Source organism: Polyangiaceae bacterium, assembly GCA_020633235.1.
In the GTDB taxonomy this organism is placed as follows: Bacteria; Myxococcota_A; Polyangia; order Polyangiales; family Polyangiaceae; genus JACKEA01.
In genome coordinates this window covers 613,306-631,002 of record JACKEA010000004.1, presented here as the reverse complement: position 1 = coordinate 631,002, position 17,697 = coordinate 613,306, and the positions used below count along the sequence as shown (strand labels likewise).

The following is a 17,697-nucleotide window of genomic DNA, read 5'->3' as shown; positions in this document are numbered from 1 at the left end:
GCGATACCCGTCGCGTACGGACGTCAGGGCCCGCCGTAGAACACGAGGCGCGCACTCAAGGTGACGTACTGCGACTCGAGGGTTTGGCTGAACAGGTGCGTGTAGTCGAGGGACGGGCCGAAGTTGAAGCTGCCAAAACGCACTGGCTCCCACAACGCACCGACGGTGACGAGGGACAGCGCGCCGCCGTCCGCACGGGTCTCGTCGCCCTCTTTCAGGGTCATGCCGCCGAGGCCGAACATCCCATACAGCCCCAGGTCTTGCCCGAAGTCCGCGACGTCGAAGAAGGGAAAGGTCTCGATGCGCACGATGAAGCCACCCGCTTGCGCGTCCAGCCCCTTGGCCTTGTACGCCAAGCTCGTGATGCCGAGGCCGAAGCTGAACCAATCGCGGAGGGCACCGCCGAGCCATATGGCGCTGGCGCTTCCGAGGCCGACCCCGGTATCCGCTACGTACGCGGGATTGTCGAGCTTGCCGGCTTCGTTCGGGTAGCCGTAGGTGGACGCTGCGACCAGCCCCAAGGAGATGCCGGCGGTGAAATCCGAGCGGCGCACGGCACCGGGTTGGTAGTTGGTTTCGTCCGCCGTGTCCGCCGCCGCCGCCGAAGCCGCGATGGACAGGCCGACCCCGGCCGACAGCAGTGCCACGAGGAGCTTCATGGTCGCGGCAGCATTTGTGCTACTCGGGGGTGAGAGGTCAAGATCGGAGAACGGCGACCGCCCAAGCCGGGGAGCGAAGGGCCCAAATCCGCGATAAGCTCGACTCTATGGCGCGCGTGGCGGTCGTATTTCCGCCGCTCCGGCTGAGCCGCGATTTCATCGATTACCCCTACTTCGCGGATCTGGGAGCGGTGCAGAACGCCGCCGTGCTGCGCGCGGCGGGGCACGACGTCACCCTCGCGGACGCGCTGGCCATGCCCGGCGCGACGCTGACCTATGAGGTCGACGACTGGATTCGGCTCGGCGCGGAGCTCGCGCCGGAGCGCTGGGACGACGCAGACGTGGTGGTGATCGCGCTCACGCCCTTTCATCGGCCGCCGGAGCGGGAACCCGTGTTGGCCGAGCTGCTCGGCACGCTCCGGCGCCGGTCCCCCGCGCGGCCGCTGGTGCTCGCGGAGATGTACCAGAGCGGACAGCACGTGGTGGACGTCCCGTCGCAAGACGTCTTGGCGGCGTACCCCGAGGTCGACGTGCTGGTGCGCTACGAAGCCGAGCGCGTGCTCGTTGCCGAGCTGGAACGACTGCTGAGCGCGGGTCGGCCCGAAGCACCGCGCACCGTGGTCGGCCAAGAGGTCGACGACGTGGACGCGCTGCCGCTGCCCGCGTGGGACCTGGTGGACGTATCGGCATACTTCGCCTTCCACGACGCCGTGATGCACGAGCTCGGACGCGCCAGCTGGGCCTTCCCAATCGACGGCGCATCGCTACCGCTGCTCACGAGTCGCGGCTGCCCCTTTCGCTGTGCGCACTGCTCCTCCAACCCAGGCCTCGCGCCGGGAGCACCCAAACGCCAGCGGCGCCATTCCCGCGCGGCGCTCGCGGCGCGCTTGGATCAGCTGACGGCCCTCGGCGCCGGCCGAGTGCACTTGCTCGACGAGCTCGCCAACGTCAACGAGCGCCACTTCGACCAGCTGTTGGAGCTGCTCGCGGAGCGGGATCTCGCCTTCGAAATCCCCAACGGACTGCGCGCGGACTACGTGATGCCCGGGCACCTCGCGATGATGCGCGGTCGCCTCACCACGCTGAGCGTCAGCGCCGAGAGCGGCGTGCAGCGCGTGGTGGACGAGGTGGTCGGCAAGGAGCTGGATCTGGGGGCGATTCGCGGCGTGGCCGCGCATGCGGCGGACGCCGACGTGCCGCTCCTGGTGCACTTCATCATCGGCATGCCCGGCGAGAGCCGCGCGGAGATCAACGCCACGCTGGAGCTCGCCATCGAGCTCTACGAGAACCACCGCGCCTGGCCCAGCGTCCAGTTCGCCACGCCACTTCCGGGAACGCGCCTGGCGAAGCGCGCGGGGGAGCTGGGCCTGAGCTTGCCCGTCGTGGGCGACTGGGGCCCGCGGTTCCAGAAGGCCCCGAGCCTGGCCACGGAGCAGGTGTCGCTCGACGAGCTTCGGCAAATGAAGGAGACCTTCGATCTGCGCTTGGCGGCGGGCCAAGGGCCCAAGAAGGTGATCTTGAACGCCACCTACAAGTGCAACAATCGTTGCACCTTCTGCGCCGTGGGCACGCGCACCCAGGTAGACGGCGACTTCGACCGGCAGCGGGAGCTGTTGGTGAAGTATCGCAAGCAGGGCGTGTCCCTGCTGGACATCGACGGGGGCGAGCCAACGCTGAACCCGCGACTGTTCTCCCTGATCCAATTTGCGCGGCGCGCCGGCTACCAGAAGGTGAACGTCACCACGAACGGGCGCATGGCGGCGTACGAGGACTACGCCCGAGAGCTCTTGGCGTCGGGCGTCACCTCCCTGCTGTTCTCCATCCACGGGCCCACGCGCTACCTGCACGCGGCCAACGTCGGCGTGCCGGAGGCCTTCGATCAGACGCTTTCAGGCGTAAAGAACTGCGTGCGACTCGCCGCTCCGGAGATCGAGCTGGGCGCCAACGTCACCCTCACCGCCTCCAACCACGAGCACCTGGAAGCGATCACCCAGCTGGTGTGGGACTTGGGCCTCCGCTGGCTCAACATCCAGTTCCTCACGCCCTTTGGTCGCGCCACGAACGTCGTGAATCCCGACACCGCAGCGGCCGCGCGGATTGCCATGGGCGTAATCGACCGCTGGCAGGACCGCATGAAGCTCTCCGTGATCAACCTGCCGTGGTGCTTCATGCCCGGCTACGAACGATTCGTAGTGGGCGACTTACTCAAGCTCGAACGCCACATGCTGTTCGTGGACAACGAAGAGGTGAACCTGTTCGAGTACCTGCGGGGGCAGCGGGAATATCGCGCACAATGCGCGGACTGCACTCGTCGCGTCTTCTGCGGCGGCTTCTACCGAATGGACGACGTGCCCGAACCGGAGTGGCTGATCGAGCCGGAGGCGCTATTGCGTCCCATCGACAAGGACGGGCTCACCGGACCTTCGCGCGAACGGAGGCGTTCTCCCGCTTCAGAGGTGTGAGGCACGCGGATGGCGAGGGCGTGCACCAGGTTCAGGCACGCCGCCAGCACCAGCGCCGCGTTGCCTTGGTGCGCCGCTGCGGCCCACACCGGCACGTGCAGGAGCAGCGTGGTGATGCCCAGCGTGATCTGCAGCGTGACGGCGGCGACGAGCAGGCGCACCGCCCAGCGCGCGGGGTTCGGCAGCGGGCGGCGCCGCGCCGAAAGCCAGGTCCCGAGCACCGCCAGCGCCACGGAATAAGCCAGCAATCGGTGCTGGAATTGCACCAGCGTGACGTTGTCGAAGAAGTTCAGCCACAGCGGGTCCGCCACGAACATGCCCGGCGGGACCCAGTAGCCGGCGATCAGCGGGAACGTGGGGAACGCATGTCCCGAGCGGAGCCCCGCGACGAGGCCTCCGGAGGTGACGGTGACGGCGGCCAGCGTGGTGACCAGCATCGCCCAGCGCCGCACCGGCGTGAGCGCCTCGGCGCTCACCTCCGCCAGCCCTCGGGCGCGGCTCCGGGCCCAGGTCGCGTCCACCGCCTGCCACAACACCAAGGCGAAGATGAGCATGCCCGTGACCAGGTGCAGCGTGAGGCGGATGTGGCTCACGTGGGGCGCGTCCACCAAACCGCTCTTGACCATCAGCCAGCCGATGAGCCCTTGCACGCCGCCCAAGCAGAAGATGCCGACCAACACGATCGCTCGCCGCCGTTCTATCCAACGCTTGAGCGTGAAGAACACCAGCGGCAACGCGACCACGATGCCGATGCTGCGGCCGAGCAGCCGGTGGAAGTATTCCCACCAGAAGATCGACTTGAACGCGTCCAGATCCATATGGCTGTTCACCAGCCGGAACTGGGGCGACTCCTTGTACAGCGCGAACACGCGCTCCCACTCCGAGCCGTTCAGTGGCGGCAGGGCCCCCACAATGGGCTCCCAGCGCACGATGGACAGGCCGGACCCGGTGAGGCGCGTGACTCCGCCGACCACGATCATGCCCAGCAGCAGCGCAGTGCACAGCCACAGCCAGGTCGCGACGGCGCGATGGGGAAGCGCGCGGTCCGTAGGGCGCTCGGAAGTCATGGGATGAGGTGCCGGCGGGCGCCGGCGCGCGAATCCTTGGCGAAAAAGCGCGGCTTCGGCAAGGGGCGGGGACGAAATGCCCTCGATTGCCCGGTATCTAAGCGCTAATGGTGCGCCCTCACGCGCTCTTCGGGGCCCACGCCCCCGAGTGCGGAGCAAGAGTGACCATGCGTATCGTCGTGCTCGGAGCCGGAATCGCGGGACTGTCCACCGCTCATGCTCTATGCGCGCGTGGCGCGGAGGTCGTCGTGCTCGAGCGTGAGCCGTACGTCTTTTCCCACAGCTCCGGACGCAACGCGGCCATCTACCGACCGGTGGAAGACTCCACCGGCATCGCCGAGCTCGCCCGCGTCAGCGCGCGGCACCTCGACGCCCTGGCGGGCACGCGGGATCGCTGGCTCGATCAGCGCGGCCTCCTGCTCGTCGCCGCCGACGCTGCACCCATCCACGCCCTCGAGCGGGTCGCGGAGCGCGACGGCGTGAACGTGCAGCGCCTCGACGTTACCGAGCTCCATACCCGCGCCCCTGCCCTGGCCGGTGGTCACGTGCGCGATGGTCTATGGGTTCCGGACGGCGGCGTGCTCGATCCTCACGCCATCGGAAGCTTGCTCGCGTCGGCAATCCGCGACGCCGGCGGTCGCATCCTGCTGGGCGCCGACGTCGGTCGAGTGCTCATGGAAGGCGGGCGCGTTGCCGGCGTGGTGCTCAGCGGCGGAGAAACCTTCGCCGCAGACGCCGTGGTGCTCGCTGCGGGAGCGTGGGCCGAAGCCCTGGGCGCCGCCGCCGGCGCGAGCTTGCCCCTCACGCCCATTCGCCGCCACCTCGTGATCCTCGAGCCCAGCGCCGCCGTCGATCCCCGCGCCACCACCGTGTGGGACGTCGGCTTGCAGGCGTACTTCCGCCCCGAGTCCGGCGGGCTCCTGGCGAGTCCCTGTGACGAGCTCGCTTGGCGCCCCGAAGTCCCCGCGCCGGATCCCGCTGCTCTCGAGCTGCTCGCCGAGCGCCTTCGCACGCTCGCCCCCGGCCTCGCGGAATCCCGCGTGCGCCGCTCCTGGGCGTGCTTGCGAACGTTCGCACCAGATCGCCGCTTGGTCATCGGCGCCGACCCGCGCGTCACGGGCCTCCACTGGGTCGCGGGCCTCGGCGGTTACGGCATGAGCAGCGGCGTGGGCGCCGGCGAGCTCGCCGCCCGGGTGATCTTCGGCGAACAGAGCGCGCTGTCCGCAGCCCTCGCCCCCGCGCGCCTCGTGACCTGAGCTTCCGCGGCGAACCAGAAAAGAAGATCGCAAAGCTACTTTTGTTTTGTCGGTGCGGCGCGGTCACCGCCCGCTGCGGCCACGGTGGGCGGCTCCGCGAAGGTCGCCAACAGGGCGCGCGCTTCGCTCGACAGATCGCCGGGAAGCTCACTCTGCGGCAGGGACAGGTGCACGTCGCGGAGCGCGACGTACCAGTCCGACGCCACGTACACCAGGGGCGCATGGCGCTTGTCCGCGGCGCTCACGGCACGCACGAAGGCTTGGTGCTCGACGGCGGCGGCGTCCTTGGCAGGCCCCTTCGCGTCGTCTTCGCTCACATAGGGACGGCTGTCCGGATTCTTCCAGGCCATGGTGTAGCCGGAGAGCGGACCGAAATGCAGCACCAGCTCGTACTTGGCGCTGAGCAGGCGACGGTGAGCGTCGCGCAGCTCGAGCATGCCGTCCGGCCGAAGCTCGTGCGCCGTCACCCCCAACTGTCGGAGCAGCTCTTCGAACAGCACCGAAGAGCGCAGGGTGCTCGCGCTCTTCGGTGAGTACGACGGCAGCCACACCTCCGTGCGCGGTACCAGCGCGAGCACGCCGGCGGCGGTGGTGCGCTCCTCGCCGCCGTCTTCGGTGCGAACGAACAAGAAGCGCCCATCCGAGCGGGCCACGCGCGCGAAGGTCCAGTTGCGCATCTCCGGCTCCAAGAGCACGTAGTCGCCGATTTCGGGCGTGGGGCCGTCGGCGCGCGGCAGCGGCGCAATGAGCTCGGGCCCGAACCAGGTGTCGATTCGATGGATACGTGACGATACGCGGTACGCGCCCTCACGCGCCTCCGCGATGGTGCCGGCAAACCAGCGGCCACCGTCGAGGCGTGTTCGGTACAAGACGGCGTCGCCCGCCTTGGGCGCCCACCCCTTGGGGCGATACGGCACCCTGGACTGCGCCACGCTGCGCAGCCGATCCGTGGCCAAGCGCCCGCGGAGCTCGAGCTCCACCTTCTTAGGCGGCGTGAGGAGATCGCTGCGCGCCAAGCGGTGGTGCTTCTCGGTGGCGACGACGTAATGGTCGCCGTCCACCTTTTCGATCGTCGTCGGGGTCCACAGGCCCTTGGCGGTGCGTGCCAGCACGGGCTGCCCCGCGCTGAGGGCAGAGCGCTCCGCCGTGGCCGGCAGCGCCACCACATCAGCCGCGTCGTAGGTCTTGCCCTGCTTGGTGCCAACGCGCAGACCGGAAACGCGATCCACCTCCGCCTCCACGAACATCGGGCCGAAGGGGACCAGCACGTGAGCCCCGGGCACGATGCCACCGGGCGCGCTGGCAGAGACGAAGTTGGAAGCCGCCGCCTTCGTGGGCGCCTTCTGCGCTTCACGATCGCAAGCAGCGACGGTGACGGCGACACCGAGAAGGAGCAGGGCGGCTTTCAACGTCCACACATTATGCCGACAGCGGAGTGGGACGCCAACGCGATGCGGTTGGCATTGCTTCTGCAAGAGAAGAACGCATGAAGATCGATTGGAAACGAAAAGGCACGACCACCGCGATGACGATCCTGAGGATCGCGGCGGGGACCATCATGGTCGCGCACGGCGTTCAGAAGTTGGCGGATCCTGGCATGTTCACTCAGGCCTTTGCCAGCTTCGGCATTCCGCTTCCCGGCCTGGCCGTGTGGCTGGCCATTGCGGGGGAGCTCGCGGGCGGCCTGGGGCTGTTGCTCGGCTTCCTGACGCGCATCGCCGCGCTGGGACCGCTGTGCACCATGCTAGTGGCGATCGCGTCCGTGCATCTGGGCAATGGCCTGTTCGCGGCCAACAACGGCTGGGAATACCCGCTGACGATGCTGCTGGTGGCACTCGTGTTCGTGTTCCGCGGGGCGGGCCCCGTGAGCGTGGACGCCATGCTGCAAAAGGCGCGGGACAAGAGTCCGGACGGCGAGCTCGCGATGGGGCATCGTCCCCACTACTCCCACTGAAGCGAGTAGGCTCGGGGCCATGCGTTTCGCCTTGGCCCTGGCCATTGCCCTCGCCGGTTGCGGCCCTCGTCATCCCGACGTGGTCGAACCGGACGTGTGTCGCAGCATGGGCGACGCTCCACTACCCGAAGGTTCGGGGGATGCGGCCCGCTACGTCGTGCGCGGCCGAGTGCGCTTCACGGCAGCCGCCGTGGACTTCGACGGCGACAAACGGACGGACTACCGCTACGCGGTAGTGGACGTCCTGGACGTGCGTCGCGGCGATCCGTGGAAGATATTGCCTCACTTCCGCCGCAGCTTCCCGCTGCTGGAACGCGACAGCGCGCCGGGCATGGTAGCGGCGCTCCGCTGTCGCGAGGGTCAAGCATTCCTGTTCTACGTGGACCTGCCAAATCAAGAACGCGCCACGGAGGTCGGCGTTCCCGACCCGGTGGCGCGTTCTTTCGGCGCGTTCGCGGTGAAGCTCTACGCCGTTCGCCCCGACGAAGAAGTCACACGTTGATGTGACTCTCCAAAAACCACTGATCCAGCTCCGCGGTGCGCAGAGTCTCGATCACCAGATCCTGGGATACGGGGTCGACTTCCGTAGCCTCCATGGTGTCGCGCAAGAACGCGGTGTAGCGCGCGTAGCGATCCACGAGCGCCATGATGTGCTGACGCCCGTCCCGGGCTCGAAGGTCGTACTCCGGCAGCTCACTACGCTCGGCGCACAGCTTCACCGTGCCCTCGGCGTAGCCACCCAGGGTGGCGGCGCGTTCCGCGAGCTTGTCGGAGGTCTCCCGCAGGTGCACGGCCAGCTTGTCGAACAGCTCGTGGCGGGCGAAGAACTGCGGCCCCTTGATGTTCCAGTGGGCCTGCTTCACCTGCAGGCTGAGGTCGATGCTCATCGCCAATGCCGTGTTCAGGTGTTTCACCATCGTTTCGCGCTTCTCTTCGGGTAGCGCCACGCGACTCGGTAGCCTCGTCATGTTTCTCCTTTCTGCGCGGCTCAGCCGCGCGTCGTGATTGCGTCGTGCAGCTTCTCGCTGGCCTTACCCATCGCCGTCTCGTCCGGATCCTCCAGTCGGATGGCGCGGGTCTTGTCGAACACGGTCTTGGCCGTGTTCGTCATGTCTCCGTTCACGGGATCCACCGCCAGCACGAAGCCGTCCTTCATGACCTCCCGCGCGACCCGCTTGGCCTCGCGCTCGGGCATGCCGAAACCGATGAGAGCGCCGGCCAAACCTCCACCTGCAGCACCCAGCGAGCTGCCGCCAACGGCGGCCACGATGGGACCTGCGGCGAGGATGCCGATGCCGGGTAGCGCAAGGGACGCTACCGCGGTGAGACCGCCGACGAGCGCGCCGAGCGCGCCTCCGATGGCAGCGCCTTCGGGCGCGTTGGTCTTCACCTTCGGCGCGAGACCGCGAGCGGACTCGGCCATCACCAGGCTGATGCGCTCGGAGGGAATGCCCGCCGTGCGGAGCGCCGTCATGGCGTGGGCAGCGTCTTCGTAGTTCTTGTAAGCGGCGAAGATCATCCTGCGCATGATCCACCTCCTTTCGTTTCGATGAATTGCTGCCAAGGTGATGTGCACGCTGCGTGCCACGTGTTCTCGCCGATGGACCCGGCTTGGCTGCGTGCGCTCGGGCGGGTCGTGTTGCCACTCCGTGGCGCGTCGCCTCGCCGGAGTGCGCTCCCGCTCACACATTCGTTCGGCACGATTTCTGCTCCTTTTCCACGAACGAAAGAGAGGAGCAGAATGGCAACACTTCAGAAGAGGCTACCCGCAGGACCGGTGATCTTGGTCGGACTGGACTTCTCCGATCCCGGCGACGCCGCGCTGCGACAGGGCATCCAGATGGCCGCGCGAGAAACGGGGTCGCATCTTCACGTCGTTCACGTGGCGCCCGGTTCTGGACCCGTGGTGGCGATGGAGCTGTCCGAAGGCCGCGAAGAGCTCACCCTGCAGCAAGCTGCCAAGTCCCTCGCCGGCTACGTGGAGGAGACGATGCGCAGCACTCCGGGTGGAGATCACATCCGTGGCGCATTGAGCCATGTGCGTCTTGGTGACCCAGCAGAGGAGATCACGCGACTCGCCGTCGATCTGAACGCAGATCTGATCATCGTCGGCACGCACGGTCGCCGCGGACTGCGGCGCATGATCCTCGGCTCTGTTGCCGAACGTGTGACGCGCCTCGCGGATTGCCCGGTGCTCGTGGCGCGACCGAAGACTCACGATGCCGCACGACAAGAGGTGCCGGAGATCGAACCGCCCTGTCCGCTGTGCCTGCAAACGCGGCAGGAGACGGGGGGCGCGGAGATGTGGTGCGTCCAACACAAGACTCCGCGCCTTGGCCGCCGGCACACCTATCACTACGTGTCCCGCAACGCAGAAGCACAAGAAAACGCGCCGCTGCTCTTGGGCTACGACGCGAGCGCGCCATCCCCGCAGAATGCGGCGAAGCCGGGCGGTCACGAGTAGAATTTCCGCCAATTGTCTTGCACGCGCGGCGCGTACGAGTAGGTTTTCTCCCGGTTGGAGGCGCAGGCCCTGCGCTTTGGGTCAAGGGAGATTGCTTATGAAACGCGTCGCGCTGTTTGGTCTATTGGGTCTCGTGTTGGGTGCCTGTAGCTCGTCCACGGGCGGTGGCGGTGCCACTCCGTGCAGCGATGCCGGCACCTGCCCCACGGGTCTCTACTGTGACGTGCAGAGCAATGCCTGCATGCCGATCCCCGAAGGCGGCCTGGGTGGCTCGGGCAACACCGGCAACACCGGTGGCGTCGGCACCGGCGGCGTGAGCGGCGTGGGCGGCGGTCCAGGCGGCACCGGCGGCGGGGGCGGCGTTCCTCCGACGGGCGGCTTCGGCGGCACCGGCGCTACGGGTGGCTTCGGCGGCACCACCGGCGGCTTTGGCGGCACCGGTGCCACGGGCGGCTTCGGTGGAACCACCGGCGGCTTTGGCGGCACCGGCGCCACGGGCGGCTTCGGTGGAACCGGCGGCAGCACGAGCTGCTCGACCACGATCCTGGGCGCCACCTGCACGGATATCTCGGACACCTCCACGGCCTGCGGCCAATGCAGCGTCAACAACTGCTGCACCGAGGTCAATACCTGCCTTTCGATGAACGACTGCGCCGGCCTGCTCGAGTGCATCGTGACCAACTGCTCCACGGCCGCGGACCTCAATACGTGCGCCAACACCTACTGCTCGTCGTGCCTGCAGAACAGCACCGCGCTGAACGCGTACAACGCCATCGGAAGCTGCGTTACCACGTACTGCACCACCGAGTGCAGCACTCCCTGACTCAGTCGACGCAGACGTGAGGAACGCGCGCCGCGCCGATGTGTGGCGCGCGTTCTCCTTCTCCGTCCGGCAAATAGGAGTGACAGCCGAAGGTCGTCCGGAACGGGGCGCAACGACCCACCAAGCGCGTCATTCGCAACTGGATGGTACAGCGTCCACCGCTGCAGCTCCTGGAGGCCGCCTGCACCTCCTCACCGTGGTCGTAGAGGCACTCACCTTCACACTCGCGACCATCACGGCACTCTTGGCCTGCGTCTTTCGTGCGGCAGTTGCAGCTCTCCACGCCGCTGAGACCGTGCACGCCCCAGTCCCCGCTGCAGGCGCCACATTCCTCGAGCCGCCGCTTCCGCTCCGGATGCGTTACCGCCACTTCGCGTGACAGCTCGCGAACGCTGTCGTCCGCGGCGCGATAGCGCACCACGAGCTTGGCGCTCCCTTCCCGCCATAGCCCCAGGTCCCGCGTGATGCTCTGGCCGTGGGGCAGCGCCACCGGGTCGAAGTCCCAACGTACGACCATCTCCCCCCCCTGACGCAGCTCCGCCCGTTCCACGACAATGGGCGTCGAGCTGCAGCTCGTCACCTTGAGTGGCACCGACAGGCGGCACACCGCAATGCTCTCGCGCCCACACTGAAGCGACGCCGGCAGCTCAACCATCGGCTCGTCGCTCGTGCAGGCCGGCACAAGTGTGGCCTGGGCGCGCGGCGCCGTAAGGCGCACCTGAATCACCGCCTCCGGAAGCGGCGTCGGAGAACGGGCCGCGCAGCTCATCGAGATCATCGCCACCGGTAGAAGAACGCGCACGTCCCTTCGACGCCTTTCGAGGGTGGATGTTCCCCGTGGTTCCGCGGCGGCCCGACAAGCTGCTGCTGAATGTCGGTTCGCCGCGGTATCAGCGGTAGCCGGACCGCTGGGTGCGGAGGGCGATTTCCAAGTCGACCAGGCGCGCGAAGGCGCTCAAGGCCGGCGCTTCCGACGGCAGCGGCGCGGGGAGGGTCGCGCTGAGCAGCTCTCGCTCCACCTCGAAGGCCAAACACGCCTCTTTGAGCGCGGCGACGGCTGCGTCACCGCCGCTCACGTGCACGTCGCCGCCCTCTTCGGCATTCCACGATTGCACGTCCGTCACGATGGGCGGCTCCATCGCGAGCGTCACCACGGTGGTCATCGGCGCGCCGTCTGCATCGAAGCGCGTCTCTGCGCGCGCGCGGCGTCCCTCGAACTGGCCGGCCGCGGACATGCTCGCCGGCACGAGCTCGGCGCCGATCCCCGCGGCCAATCGGCGCCAGGCGGCCACGCTCTCGTCGCTGAACGCCGCGGGCGGCGGTATCGCCCCCACGGCACGCTCCCAGCGCTTCGCGATCGCCAGCGCTTGCACGGCGAACGCGTGGATCTCGCTGTGGCGCTGCGTCGCTTCGCCCTTCTCGAGCAGCAGCTCTTCGTCATTCACGTCTGCGATGGTGGCGTCCACGGAAACCAGCGCCAGCGCGTCCACGAACGCTTCCACCTGCGCGGTGTCGCGCCCGGCAAAGTAGTGCTCGCCGCGCTTCACCCTCTCCGCACCTCCCCACAGGCGCGAGAAGCCGGACAGCACTCCGCCGTCGAGCGAAAGCCCCAAGGACGGATAGCCGAGCCGTGCCACCAGGTACACCCCAGCTCCCTGACGGAGCTCTTGCTGCACCACGATGCGCACCGGTCCAATCTTCGCGTGCAGCGCCTCGCCCGATAGCTCCATGTCGAGCTCCCGCGCGATGTACGCCCACACCTCGTTCAGCCGCGGCGTGCCCACGGCAGGCGGCGCTTGCCGCGGCTTGTCGGGATCCGGCGTGCCCGCCGGCAGCACCAAGAGCGGCGCTTCGGCGCTCACGTCCCGCGCCAGCCGCCGCATGCCGCTCACGCGCAGCACCCAATCCAAACGCAAGAGCTTGGAGCGAAAGCTCGGGGCCAGCGCGGGCACCCGCGTCCGAAACGGGATGGCGTCGCCGTCGCGGCGATCCTGGATCGGAAGCGTGAGCTCGTAGCGCTGCACGTCCACCGTCGCCTGGCGCTTGCCGACGCGGCTCGTCTGACGCCCGACGAACGCGATCTTCACACCGTGAAACGCCGCATTGAAGAGCGCCACGCGACCCTCCAGCACTTCCCCGGGCACCACGATCTGATCGGCAACGCTCGCTTCCACGTAGGGCTCGCTGCCCGCGGGTCCTTCGGCGGATGCGAACACGAAGGGGCTCGGCGCGCCGCGCTGCGGTTTTGGCGCCACCTCCAGGATGAACTTCGAGCGGCGATCCGGCCACCACGCGATGGACGCGTGCACCATCAGCCGATAGCTCACGGTGGAGGAGAGCGTCTGATAGCTGGGCGGAGCACCTTCTGGGATCTCGAAGCGGCAGCGAAAGCTCTGCTGTCCTTTGGCGAGCTTGCCGGGCCCCATCAGCCGCGCGTGAAGGTTGGTGATGTACTCCTGGGCGCTGGCCGCGGAGTTGCCGGAGCCCACCACGGCGCGCTCCACACCCGTGAGCCAGGCATCCACGAACTCCACTTCCACGTCCCGCTTCATGAAGGCGGTGACCTCCGCGACGAAACGCTGTCCGGGGGCCAAGCGGTTGGGAACGCGAACCTCGAAGTTCGGGCGCGACTTGAACAGAGCCACGGATCAGCCCAAATACTGCACGCCCAAGGGCTCTTCCACCACGCGGTCGGCGTCTTGGCGCACGTAGAAGGCGCGGGCCTCCTTGCGCGAGCCGACGGCCCGAGCCACCACGCCCTCTTCGTAGTGCACCGCCACGCTGTCGTCGGCGGCAATGCCGGCGGGCATGCCGGCGGCCACCAGCTCGTGATAGCGCGGGCGGCGCAGGGGCTCGCCGTCATAGTGCGGGCAGAAGCTACCGCTCAGCATGCCCAGACCCTCCATGCCGGAGAGGTCGCGGCCGAAGGAATCCGTCACCCCTTGCTCGAACCAACACACGGCACCGGCGCTGACCCCGGCCAGCACCGTGCCCTCGGCGTAGGCCGCCTTCAGCGCACGCTCGAAACCGTGAAGGCGCCACACCGCGAGCATGTTGGCGGTGTTGCCACCGCCCACGTAGAAGATGTCCTGCTCCTTGGCGAAGCCTTCCAGATCTTGCTCGGCGCGCCGAAACAGCTCCAGGTGCGTGGGCCGGCAGTCGGCGCGGGAGAAGCGCCGATAGAAACGAACGACGTAGTTCTCGTTATCGCCGCTGGCGGTACCCAGGAAGCAGATACGCGGCCGCGGCTGCCGACCCAAGCTCAAGATGTAGTCATCGAGCAGCGGACTGTCTTCCATGGAGAAGCCGCCGCCCCCCAACGCCACGATGTGTCCCACGTCGGGGAAGATATCACGCGCTGAGCGCCGGCTGCTCTCGTCGCTCGAAGAGCGCCGCCATGCACGGCCGCACCACTTCCTCGATACCGCGGGCGCGCACCTCGCGAAGCTCTGCCGCGGTGAGGCGCCCGTAGTGGTGCCACACCTCGACGCTCACGTCGGGGTCGCTCAGACTGAGCTCCTGGGCCAAGGCCGCTTCGAACGCGTCCCGAGCCGCGCGCCGCACGGACTCGCCGCCCACGGAGATGGCCCAGCGCACCACGCGGTAGGCAAAGGCGGCGTGCTCCGACTCCTCCGTCTCGATGGCCGAAAGGGCGGCGCGGATCTCCGGATCCTGGGCCATGCGCCGCTGCTCCGCCGCTTGCAGCGCCGCCAGGGTTTCCCCGACGCAGCCTTCTTCCACCGTCTCCCGCGCGAGCTTCTCCAGCGTGACGCTCCCGAGAGCGCCGTCGAGATCCAGCTTCTCCGGGCCGAGCTGCGCCCCCGCGAAGCGCGAAGCGAAGCCGAAGCACATGCGGGCGTGACGTACCTCGTCCACGGATGCATTCTGCGACGCTGCGACCAAGGCCGACGGCGCGCCGAGCTGCATGAGCTCCAGCGTGAGCCGCGCGAAGGCCGCCACCGACGCGTGCTCCAGCTGCGCATCGCCAATCCACACCGTGGCCAGAGCCTTGCGTTCCTCTGCGCTCAGTGAGCGACCATCATGAGCGGACTCCGCCACCCAACCGGGCCGGCGTGCCACCGCGGCAACGCGCAGCTCGCCGTCCACTTTGAAGGGCCGCCCGCCGGGGCACATCATGCCTGAGAGGTAGCAGCACAGGCCGTTCTCCTCGATGGGATCACCCTGCACGTAGGCGCCGAAGCCCGTGGAGCACGGGTTCACGCCGGAAGTATCGATGCTGGTCGACGGCGGACAGCCTTGGCTCGGCGGCGTACCGGAATACACCGGCACCATGTCGCTCTTCCAACAGGTGTAGAAGGTCGGCGAGCACGCGTTGCAGTCGACCTCTCCCGTGTAGAACGGTCCGTCGCCCCCCGCCCCGGCGAAGCCACCGAGCCCCCCGACACCACCAATGCCGCCAACTCCGCCGGTGCTCACGCCCCCCGTGCCCCCGGTGCTCACGCCACCCGTGCCGCCGGTGCTCACGCCGCCGGTTGCACCGAATCCGCCCACTCCACCCGTGCTGGCGCCGCCGCTGGAGGTCCCCCCCAGAGCGCCCGTGCCCCCCGTCCCCTCGGAGCTCACCGAGCCCCCGCATGCCATGGTCGCCATGCTTCCGGTCGCGAGAGCCGCCAGAAGCTTGCCCCTCAATCGCAGTCTGCTCGAAGAATCGCTCACGTTTCCTCCTGAGTGCGTGTGCCAAAAGGTGGCACACGCTGGGGTTACGTGAGCTTACTTCAACAATCGTGCCGCAGCGTCAGCTGCGTTCCGACGGATACCCCTTGTCCTTCCAGTCCGTCTTGAAGTTGGTGGGCAGGTCCAAGAGGTAGAAGTTCTTGCGACCCGAGGCGTGCAGCGCCTCGTTGGCCGGGCGCACGTTGGGGCAGCTCGCATAGGGACAGCAGCCGCAGTACACCACCAGTTCCACGTCCTTGGGCGTGTTGGCGATCTCCTTCACGAGCAGCTTCTTGCCGGCGTCCGTGCCAGCCTCGAGCAGCTTCTTCGCGCCCGGGACGTGTCCGTGATCGAAGAGGATCTCCGGGCCCACGTACAGCACGGCGATCTTGCCGGCCTTCACGTCGTCCAAACGCTTCACGAGATCCGCCGGTTTCATCATCGGGCCGAGCTCCGCGCGCTTCTTGGCGGGCTTGGAGGTCGATCCGATCGGCGGGTCTTCCTGACACGCGACGAGAATGGCAATGGGCAGGGCGGCGAGAATGTGACGGCGGGTGAGATTCACGTCAGCTAGAGCCAAGAGAAGCACAAAAGGATTCGATGGCGTCCCCAGGTTGTCGGTTCAGCGCGGAAACACAGGGAAAAACCGGCACCGCGCGTCGCGTTGGGGCCTGGTAACATCGAGCCGTGGCTATCGGACCGGGAGCCGTGATTGGCCAACGGTATCGCGTGGAGCGCGAGCTCGGGGTCGGCGGCATGGGAGCGGTGTGGGCCGGCGTCTCGCTCGTCGATGGTAGCCAAGTTGCGCTCAAGACCCTGCTGGAGGCATCCAAGCAGAACCGTGAGCTCGTCACCCGCTTCAAGCGCGAGGCGGACTTCCTGGCGCGCCTGGAGAGCCCCTACATCTCCAAGGTCATCGATTTCCTCTCGGTGCCCGACTACGGCTTGGTGCTGGTCATGGAGCTGGTGGAGGGCGAGTCCCTTCGCCGCGTGCTGTTGCGCGAGACTCTCACGGTGGAGCAGGCCATCGATGTCGGACGCGACGTGCTCCGCGGCATCGCCGCCCTCTCCCGCGCGCAAATCATCCATCGGGATTTGAAGCCCGGGAACCTGATCACGCAGAAGTCCGGCGACCACTACACGCGCACCGTGATCGTGGACTTCGGCATGAGTCGATTCGCGGGGCTCGACGGCGACGGCGACGAGATCACCGCCCTGACCCGCGTGGACATTGCCGTGGGCACCATGGAGTACATGTCGCCGGAGCAGATCCTGAACTCCCGCTCCGTCACGACCGCCGCGGACATCTACGCCCTGGGCGCCATGCTGTACCGCGCCGTCGCCGGCGTGCACGTGTTCGGGGATCTCGAAGACGTGGATCTCGCTCGGCACAAGCTGATCACGGATCCACCGCCGCTCTCCACGGGCCGCACGGACGCCGTGGCCCGCGAATTCGAGCGCATCGTGACGCGGATGATCCAGCGCAAACCGGACCACCGCTATCAGAGCGCCGAAGAGGCGCTCGACGCCCTCGCCGCCCTGACGGACGCAGAGACGACGCTGATGGCGAACCCGGAGCACTACGCCCCGGCGGAGCGGTCGGAAGTGACGGCACCGATGCCCCTGCCGTCGCCGCCCGGGGCGTCACCCCTGCCGTCGTCGCCCGGGGCGTCACCCATGCCGTCGCCGCCCGGGGCGTCACCCATGCCGTCGTCGCCCGGGGCGTCACCCATGCCGTCGTCCCCCTTGGCGTCCGCGCCCTATGCGTCCGCGCCCTATGCGTCGGCACCGGGGGCCGCCGGCTACTCGCCGGAATCGTCCGACGCGCCGTACGTGGGCGCCGCACTCCAGCCCGCGCCGCAATCACCGTCGCGCGTCCTGCCGGTGCTCCTCACGGTCGTCATCGTCGTAGCGGTCGTAGGGCTCGGCTTCGCCTGGAAGCAGAAGTGGATCGCGTTCGACGCGCCGCCCGCTGAGCACGGTCCGGTGATCGAAGCGGTTCCGGAGCCGGCTCGCGCGCAGACGCCCGCAGTGCTGGCCCCCGTGGAGCCGAAGGCGAGCGCTACGCCTGAGCCGTCCGCCGACGCAGCCGAGCCTCCGGCCAAGCTCGTCGCGAAACCGCCGGCGGCAAAGGCTGCCGCACCGAAGCCTGCGGCGCCCGCAGCGTCGAAACCCGCGGCGCCCGCGGCGAAGACGGCCGCAGCCGCGAAGCCAGCAGAGAAATCGCCCGAGCCCGGCGAAGGACCGGCGCCCCTCGATCTCGCACCGAAGCCGAGTGCGAGCCCCGCTCCCGCGCCGCTTCCCATCGATCCGTCGGGATCCTGAGAGCGCCTGGACG

At 68.2% G+C, this 17,697-nt stretch carries 16 protein-coding genes; 7 read left to right on the top strand and 9 right to left on the bottom strand.

The features are described 5' to 3' along the window. Positions 1 to 23: 23 nt before the first annotated feature. Positions 24 to 659: a hypothetical protein gene (locus tag H6717_24235; GenBank protein ID MCB9580159.1), complete on the bottom strand. Its 636-nt coding sequence runs from the start codon at positions 657 to 659 to the stop codon at positions 24 to 26. A 107-nt stretch (positions 660 to 766) separates the two neighbouring features. Here H6717_24235 and H6717_24230 point away from each other — a divergent pair, with 107 nt between their 5' ends. Further along, positions 767 to 3,121, top strand: a complete 2,355-nt coding sequence (locus H6717_24230; GenBank protein ID MCB9580158.1) for a radical SAM protein — start codon at positions 767 to 769, stop codon at positions 3,119 to 3,121. Between the two features lie 1,234 nt (positions 3,122 to 4,355). Then, entirely contained in the window at positions 4,356 to 5,444 is a 1,089-nt protein-coding gene (locus tag H6717_24225) for an FAD-binding oxidoreductase (protein ID MCB9580157.1), read from the top strand. Between the two features lie 35 nt (positions 5,445 to 5,479). Here the strand turns inward: H6717_24225 and H6717_24220 are convergent, their stop codons facing one another. Then, entirely contained in the window at positions 5,480 to 6,853 is a 1,374-nt protein-coding gene (locus tag H6717_24220) for a hypothetical protein (protein ID MCB9580156.1), read from the bottom strand. A gap of 77 nt (positions 6,854 to 6,930) precedes the next feature. Here H6717_24220 and H6717_24215 point away from each other — a divergent pair, with 77 nt between their 5' ends. Together H6717_24215 and H6717_24210 are read left to right on the top strand one after the other, a co-directional pair. Continuing rightward, entirely contained in the window at positions 6,931 to 7,398 is a 468-nt protein-coding gene (locus tag H6717_24215) for a DoxX family protein (protein ID MCB9580155.1), read from the top strand. A 19-nt stretch (positions 7,399 to 7,417) separates the two neighbouring features. Further along, positions 7,418 to 7,900 (top strand): hypothetical protein, encoded by a 483-nt coding sequence (locus tag H6717_24210; GenBank protein ID MCB9580154.1) that lies wholly within the window; start codon positions 7,418 to 7,420, stop codon positions 7,898 to 7,900. Here the strand turns inward: H6717_24210 and dps are convergent. Beyond that, positions 7,890 to 8,366 (bottom strand): DNA starvation/stationary phase protection protein Dps, encoded by a 477-nt coding sequence (dps, locus tag H6717_24205; GenBank protein ID MCB9580153.1) that lies wholly within the window; start codon positions 8,364 to 8,366, stop codon positions 7,890 to 7,892. The two genes, H6717_24210 and dps, sit on opposite strands and share 11 nt — an antisense overlap. A 20-nt stretch (positions 8,367 to 8,386) precedes the next feature. After that, positions 8,387 to 8,926, bottom strand: coding sequence for a DUF3341 domain-containing protein (locus H6717_24200; GenBank protein MCB9580152.1), 540 nt, complete (start codon positions 8,924 to 8,926; stop codon positions 8,387 to 8,389). Between the two features lie 213 nt (positions 8,927 to 9,139). Here H6717_24200 and H6717_24195 point away from each other — a divergent pair, with 213 nt between their 5' ends. Further along, positions 9,140 to 9,862, top strand: a complete 723-nt coding sequence (locus H6717_24195; GenBank protein MCB9580151.1) for a universal stress protein — start codon at positions 9,140 to 9,142, stop codon at positions 9,860 to 9,862. Positions 9,863 to 9,959: 97 nt separating this feature from the next. Continuing rightward, complete coding sequence (locus H6717_24190; protein ID MCB9580150.1) at positions 9,960 to 10,685, top strand: hypothetical protein; 726 nt, start codon at positions 9,960 to 9,962, stop codon at positions 10,683 to 10,685. A gap of 1 nt (position 10,686) precedes the next feature. On the opposite strand, the gene H6717_24185 is transcribed toward H6717_24190, so the two are convergent. The 5 genes from H6717_24185 to H6717_24165 all read right to left on the bottom strand — a co-directional run bounded on the left by H6717_24185 (position 10,687) and on the right by H6717_24165 (position 15,924). Beyond that, complete coding sequence (locus H6717_24185) at positions 10,687 to 11,340, bottom strand: hypothetical protein (protein MCB9580149.1); 654 nt, start codon at positions 11,338 to 11,340, stop codon at positions 10,687 to 10,689. Between the two features lie 235 nt (positions 11,341 to 11,575). Then, entirely contained in the window at positions 11,576 to 13,330 is a 1,755-nt protein-coding gene (locus H6717_24180; protein ID MCB9580148.1) for a hypothetical protein, read from the bottom strand. A gap of 3 nt (positions 13,331 to 13,333) precedes the next feature. Continuing rightward, positions 13,334 to 14,023 carry a peptidase E gene (locus H6717_24175; protein ID MCB9580147.1) on the bottom strand — a complete coding sequence of 230 codons (690 nt, stop codon included), beginning with the start codon at positions 14,021 to 14,023 and terminating at the stop codon, positions 13,334 to 13,336. 13 nt (positions 14,024 to 14,036) lie between these two features. Further along, positions 14,037 to 15,296 carry a ferritin-like domain-containing protein gene (locus H6717_24170; GenBank protein MCB9580146.1) on the bottom strand — a complete coding sequence of 420 codons (1,260 nt, stop codon included), beginning with the start codon at positions 15,294 to 15,296 and terminating at the stop codon, positions 14,037 to 14,039. 145 nt (positions 15,297 to 15,441) lie between these two features. Then, the gene (locus H6717_24165; GenBank protein ID MCB9580145.1) at positions 15,442 to 15,924 is read right to left on the bottom strand and encodes a rhodanese-like domain-containing protein; all 483 of its coding nucleotides are present in this window, start codon (positions 15,922 to 15,924) and stop codon (positions 15,442 to 15,444) included. Between the two features lie 143 nt (positions 15,925 to 16,067). On the opposite strand from H6717_24165, the gene H6717_24160 reads away from it, so the two are divergent. Then, a complete protein-coding gene (locus H6717_24160; GenBank protein MCB9580144.1) occupies positions 16,068 to 17,684 on the top strand; it encodes a protein kinase in 1,617 nt (538 codons plus the stop codon). The last annotated feature ends 13 nt before the right edge of the window (positions 17,685 to 17,697 follow it).

Bases quoted from the DNA above. Each gene is read 5' to 3' on its own strand.
- H6717_24195 (MCB9580151.1), top strand. From the start codon at position 9,140: ATGGCAACACTTCAGAAGAGGCTACCCGCAGGACCGGTGATCTTGGTC.
- H6717_24185 (MCB9580149.1), bottom strand. From the start codon at position 11,340: ATGGTTGAGCTGCCGGCGTCGCTTCAGTGTGGGCGCGAGAGCATTGCG.
- H6717_24230 (MCB9580158.1), top strand. From the start codon at position 767: ATGGCGCGCGTGGCGGTCGTATTTCCGCCGCTCCGGCTGAGCCGCGAT.
- H6717_24225 (MCB9580157.1), top strand. From the start codon at position 4,356: ATGCGTATCGTCGTGCTCGGAGCCGGAATCGCGGGACTGTCCACCGCT.
- H6717_24170 (MCB9580146.1), bottom strand. From the start codon at position 15,296: ATGGCGACCATGGCATGCGGGGGCTCGGTGAGCTCCGAGGGGACGGGG.
- H6717_24190 (MCB9580150.1), top strand. From the start codon at position 9,960: ATGAAACGCGTCGCGCTGTTTGGTCTATTGGGTCTCGTGTTGGGTGCC.
- H6717_24200 (MCB9580152.1), bottom strand. From the start codon at position 8,926: ATGCGCAGGATGATCTTCGCCGCTTACAAGAACTACGAAGACGCTGCC.
- H6717_24235 (MCB9580159.1), bottom strand. From the start codon at position 659: ATGAAGCTCCTCGTGGCACTGCTGTCGGCCGGGGTCGGCCTGTCCATC.
- H6717_24215 (MCB9580155.1), top strand. From the start codon at position 6,931: ATGAAGATCGATTGGAAACGAAAAGGCACGACCACCGCGATGACGATC.
- H6717_24210 (MCB9580154.1), top strand. From the start codon at position 7,418: ATGCGTTTCGCCTTGGCCCTGGCCATTGCCCTCGCCGGTTGCGGCCCT.
- dps (MCB9580153.1), bottom strand. From the start codon at position 8,366: ATGACGAGGCTACCGAGTCGCGTGGCGCTACCCGAAGAGAAGCGCGAA.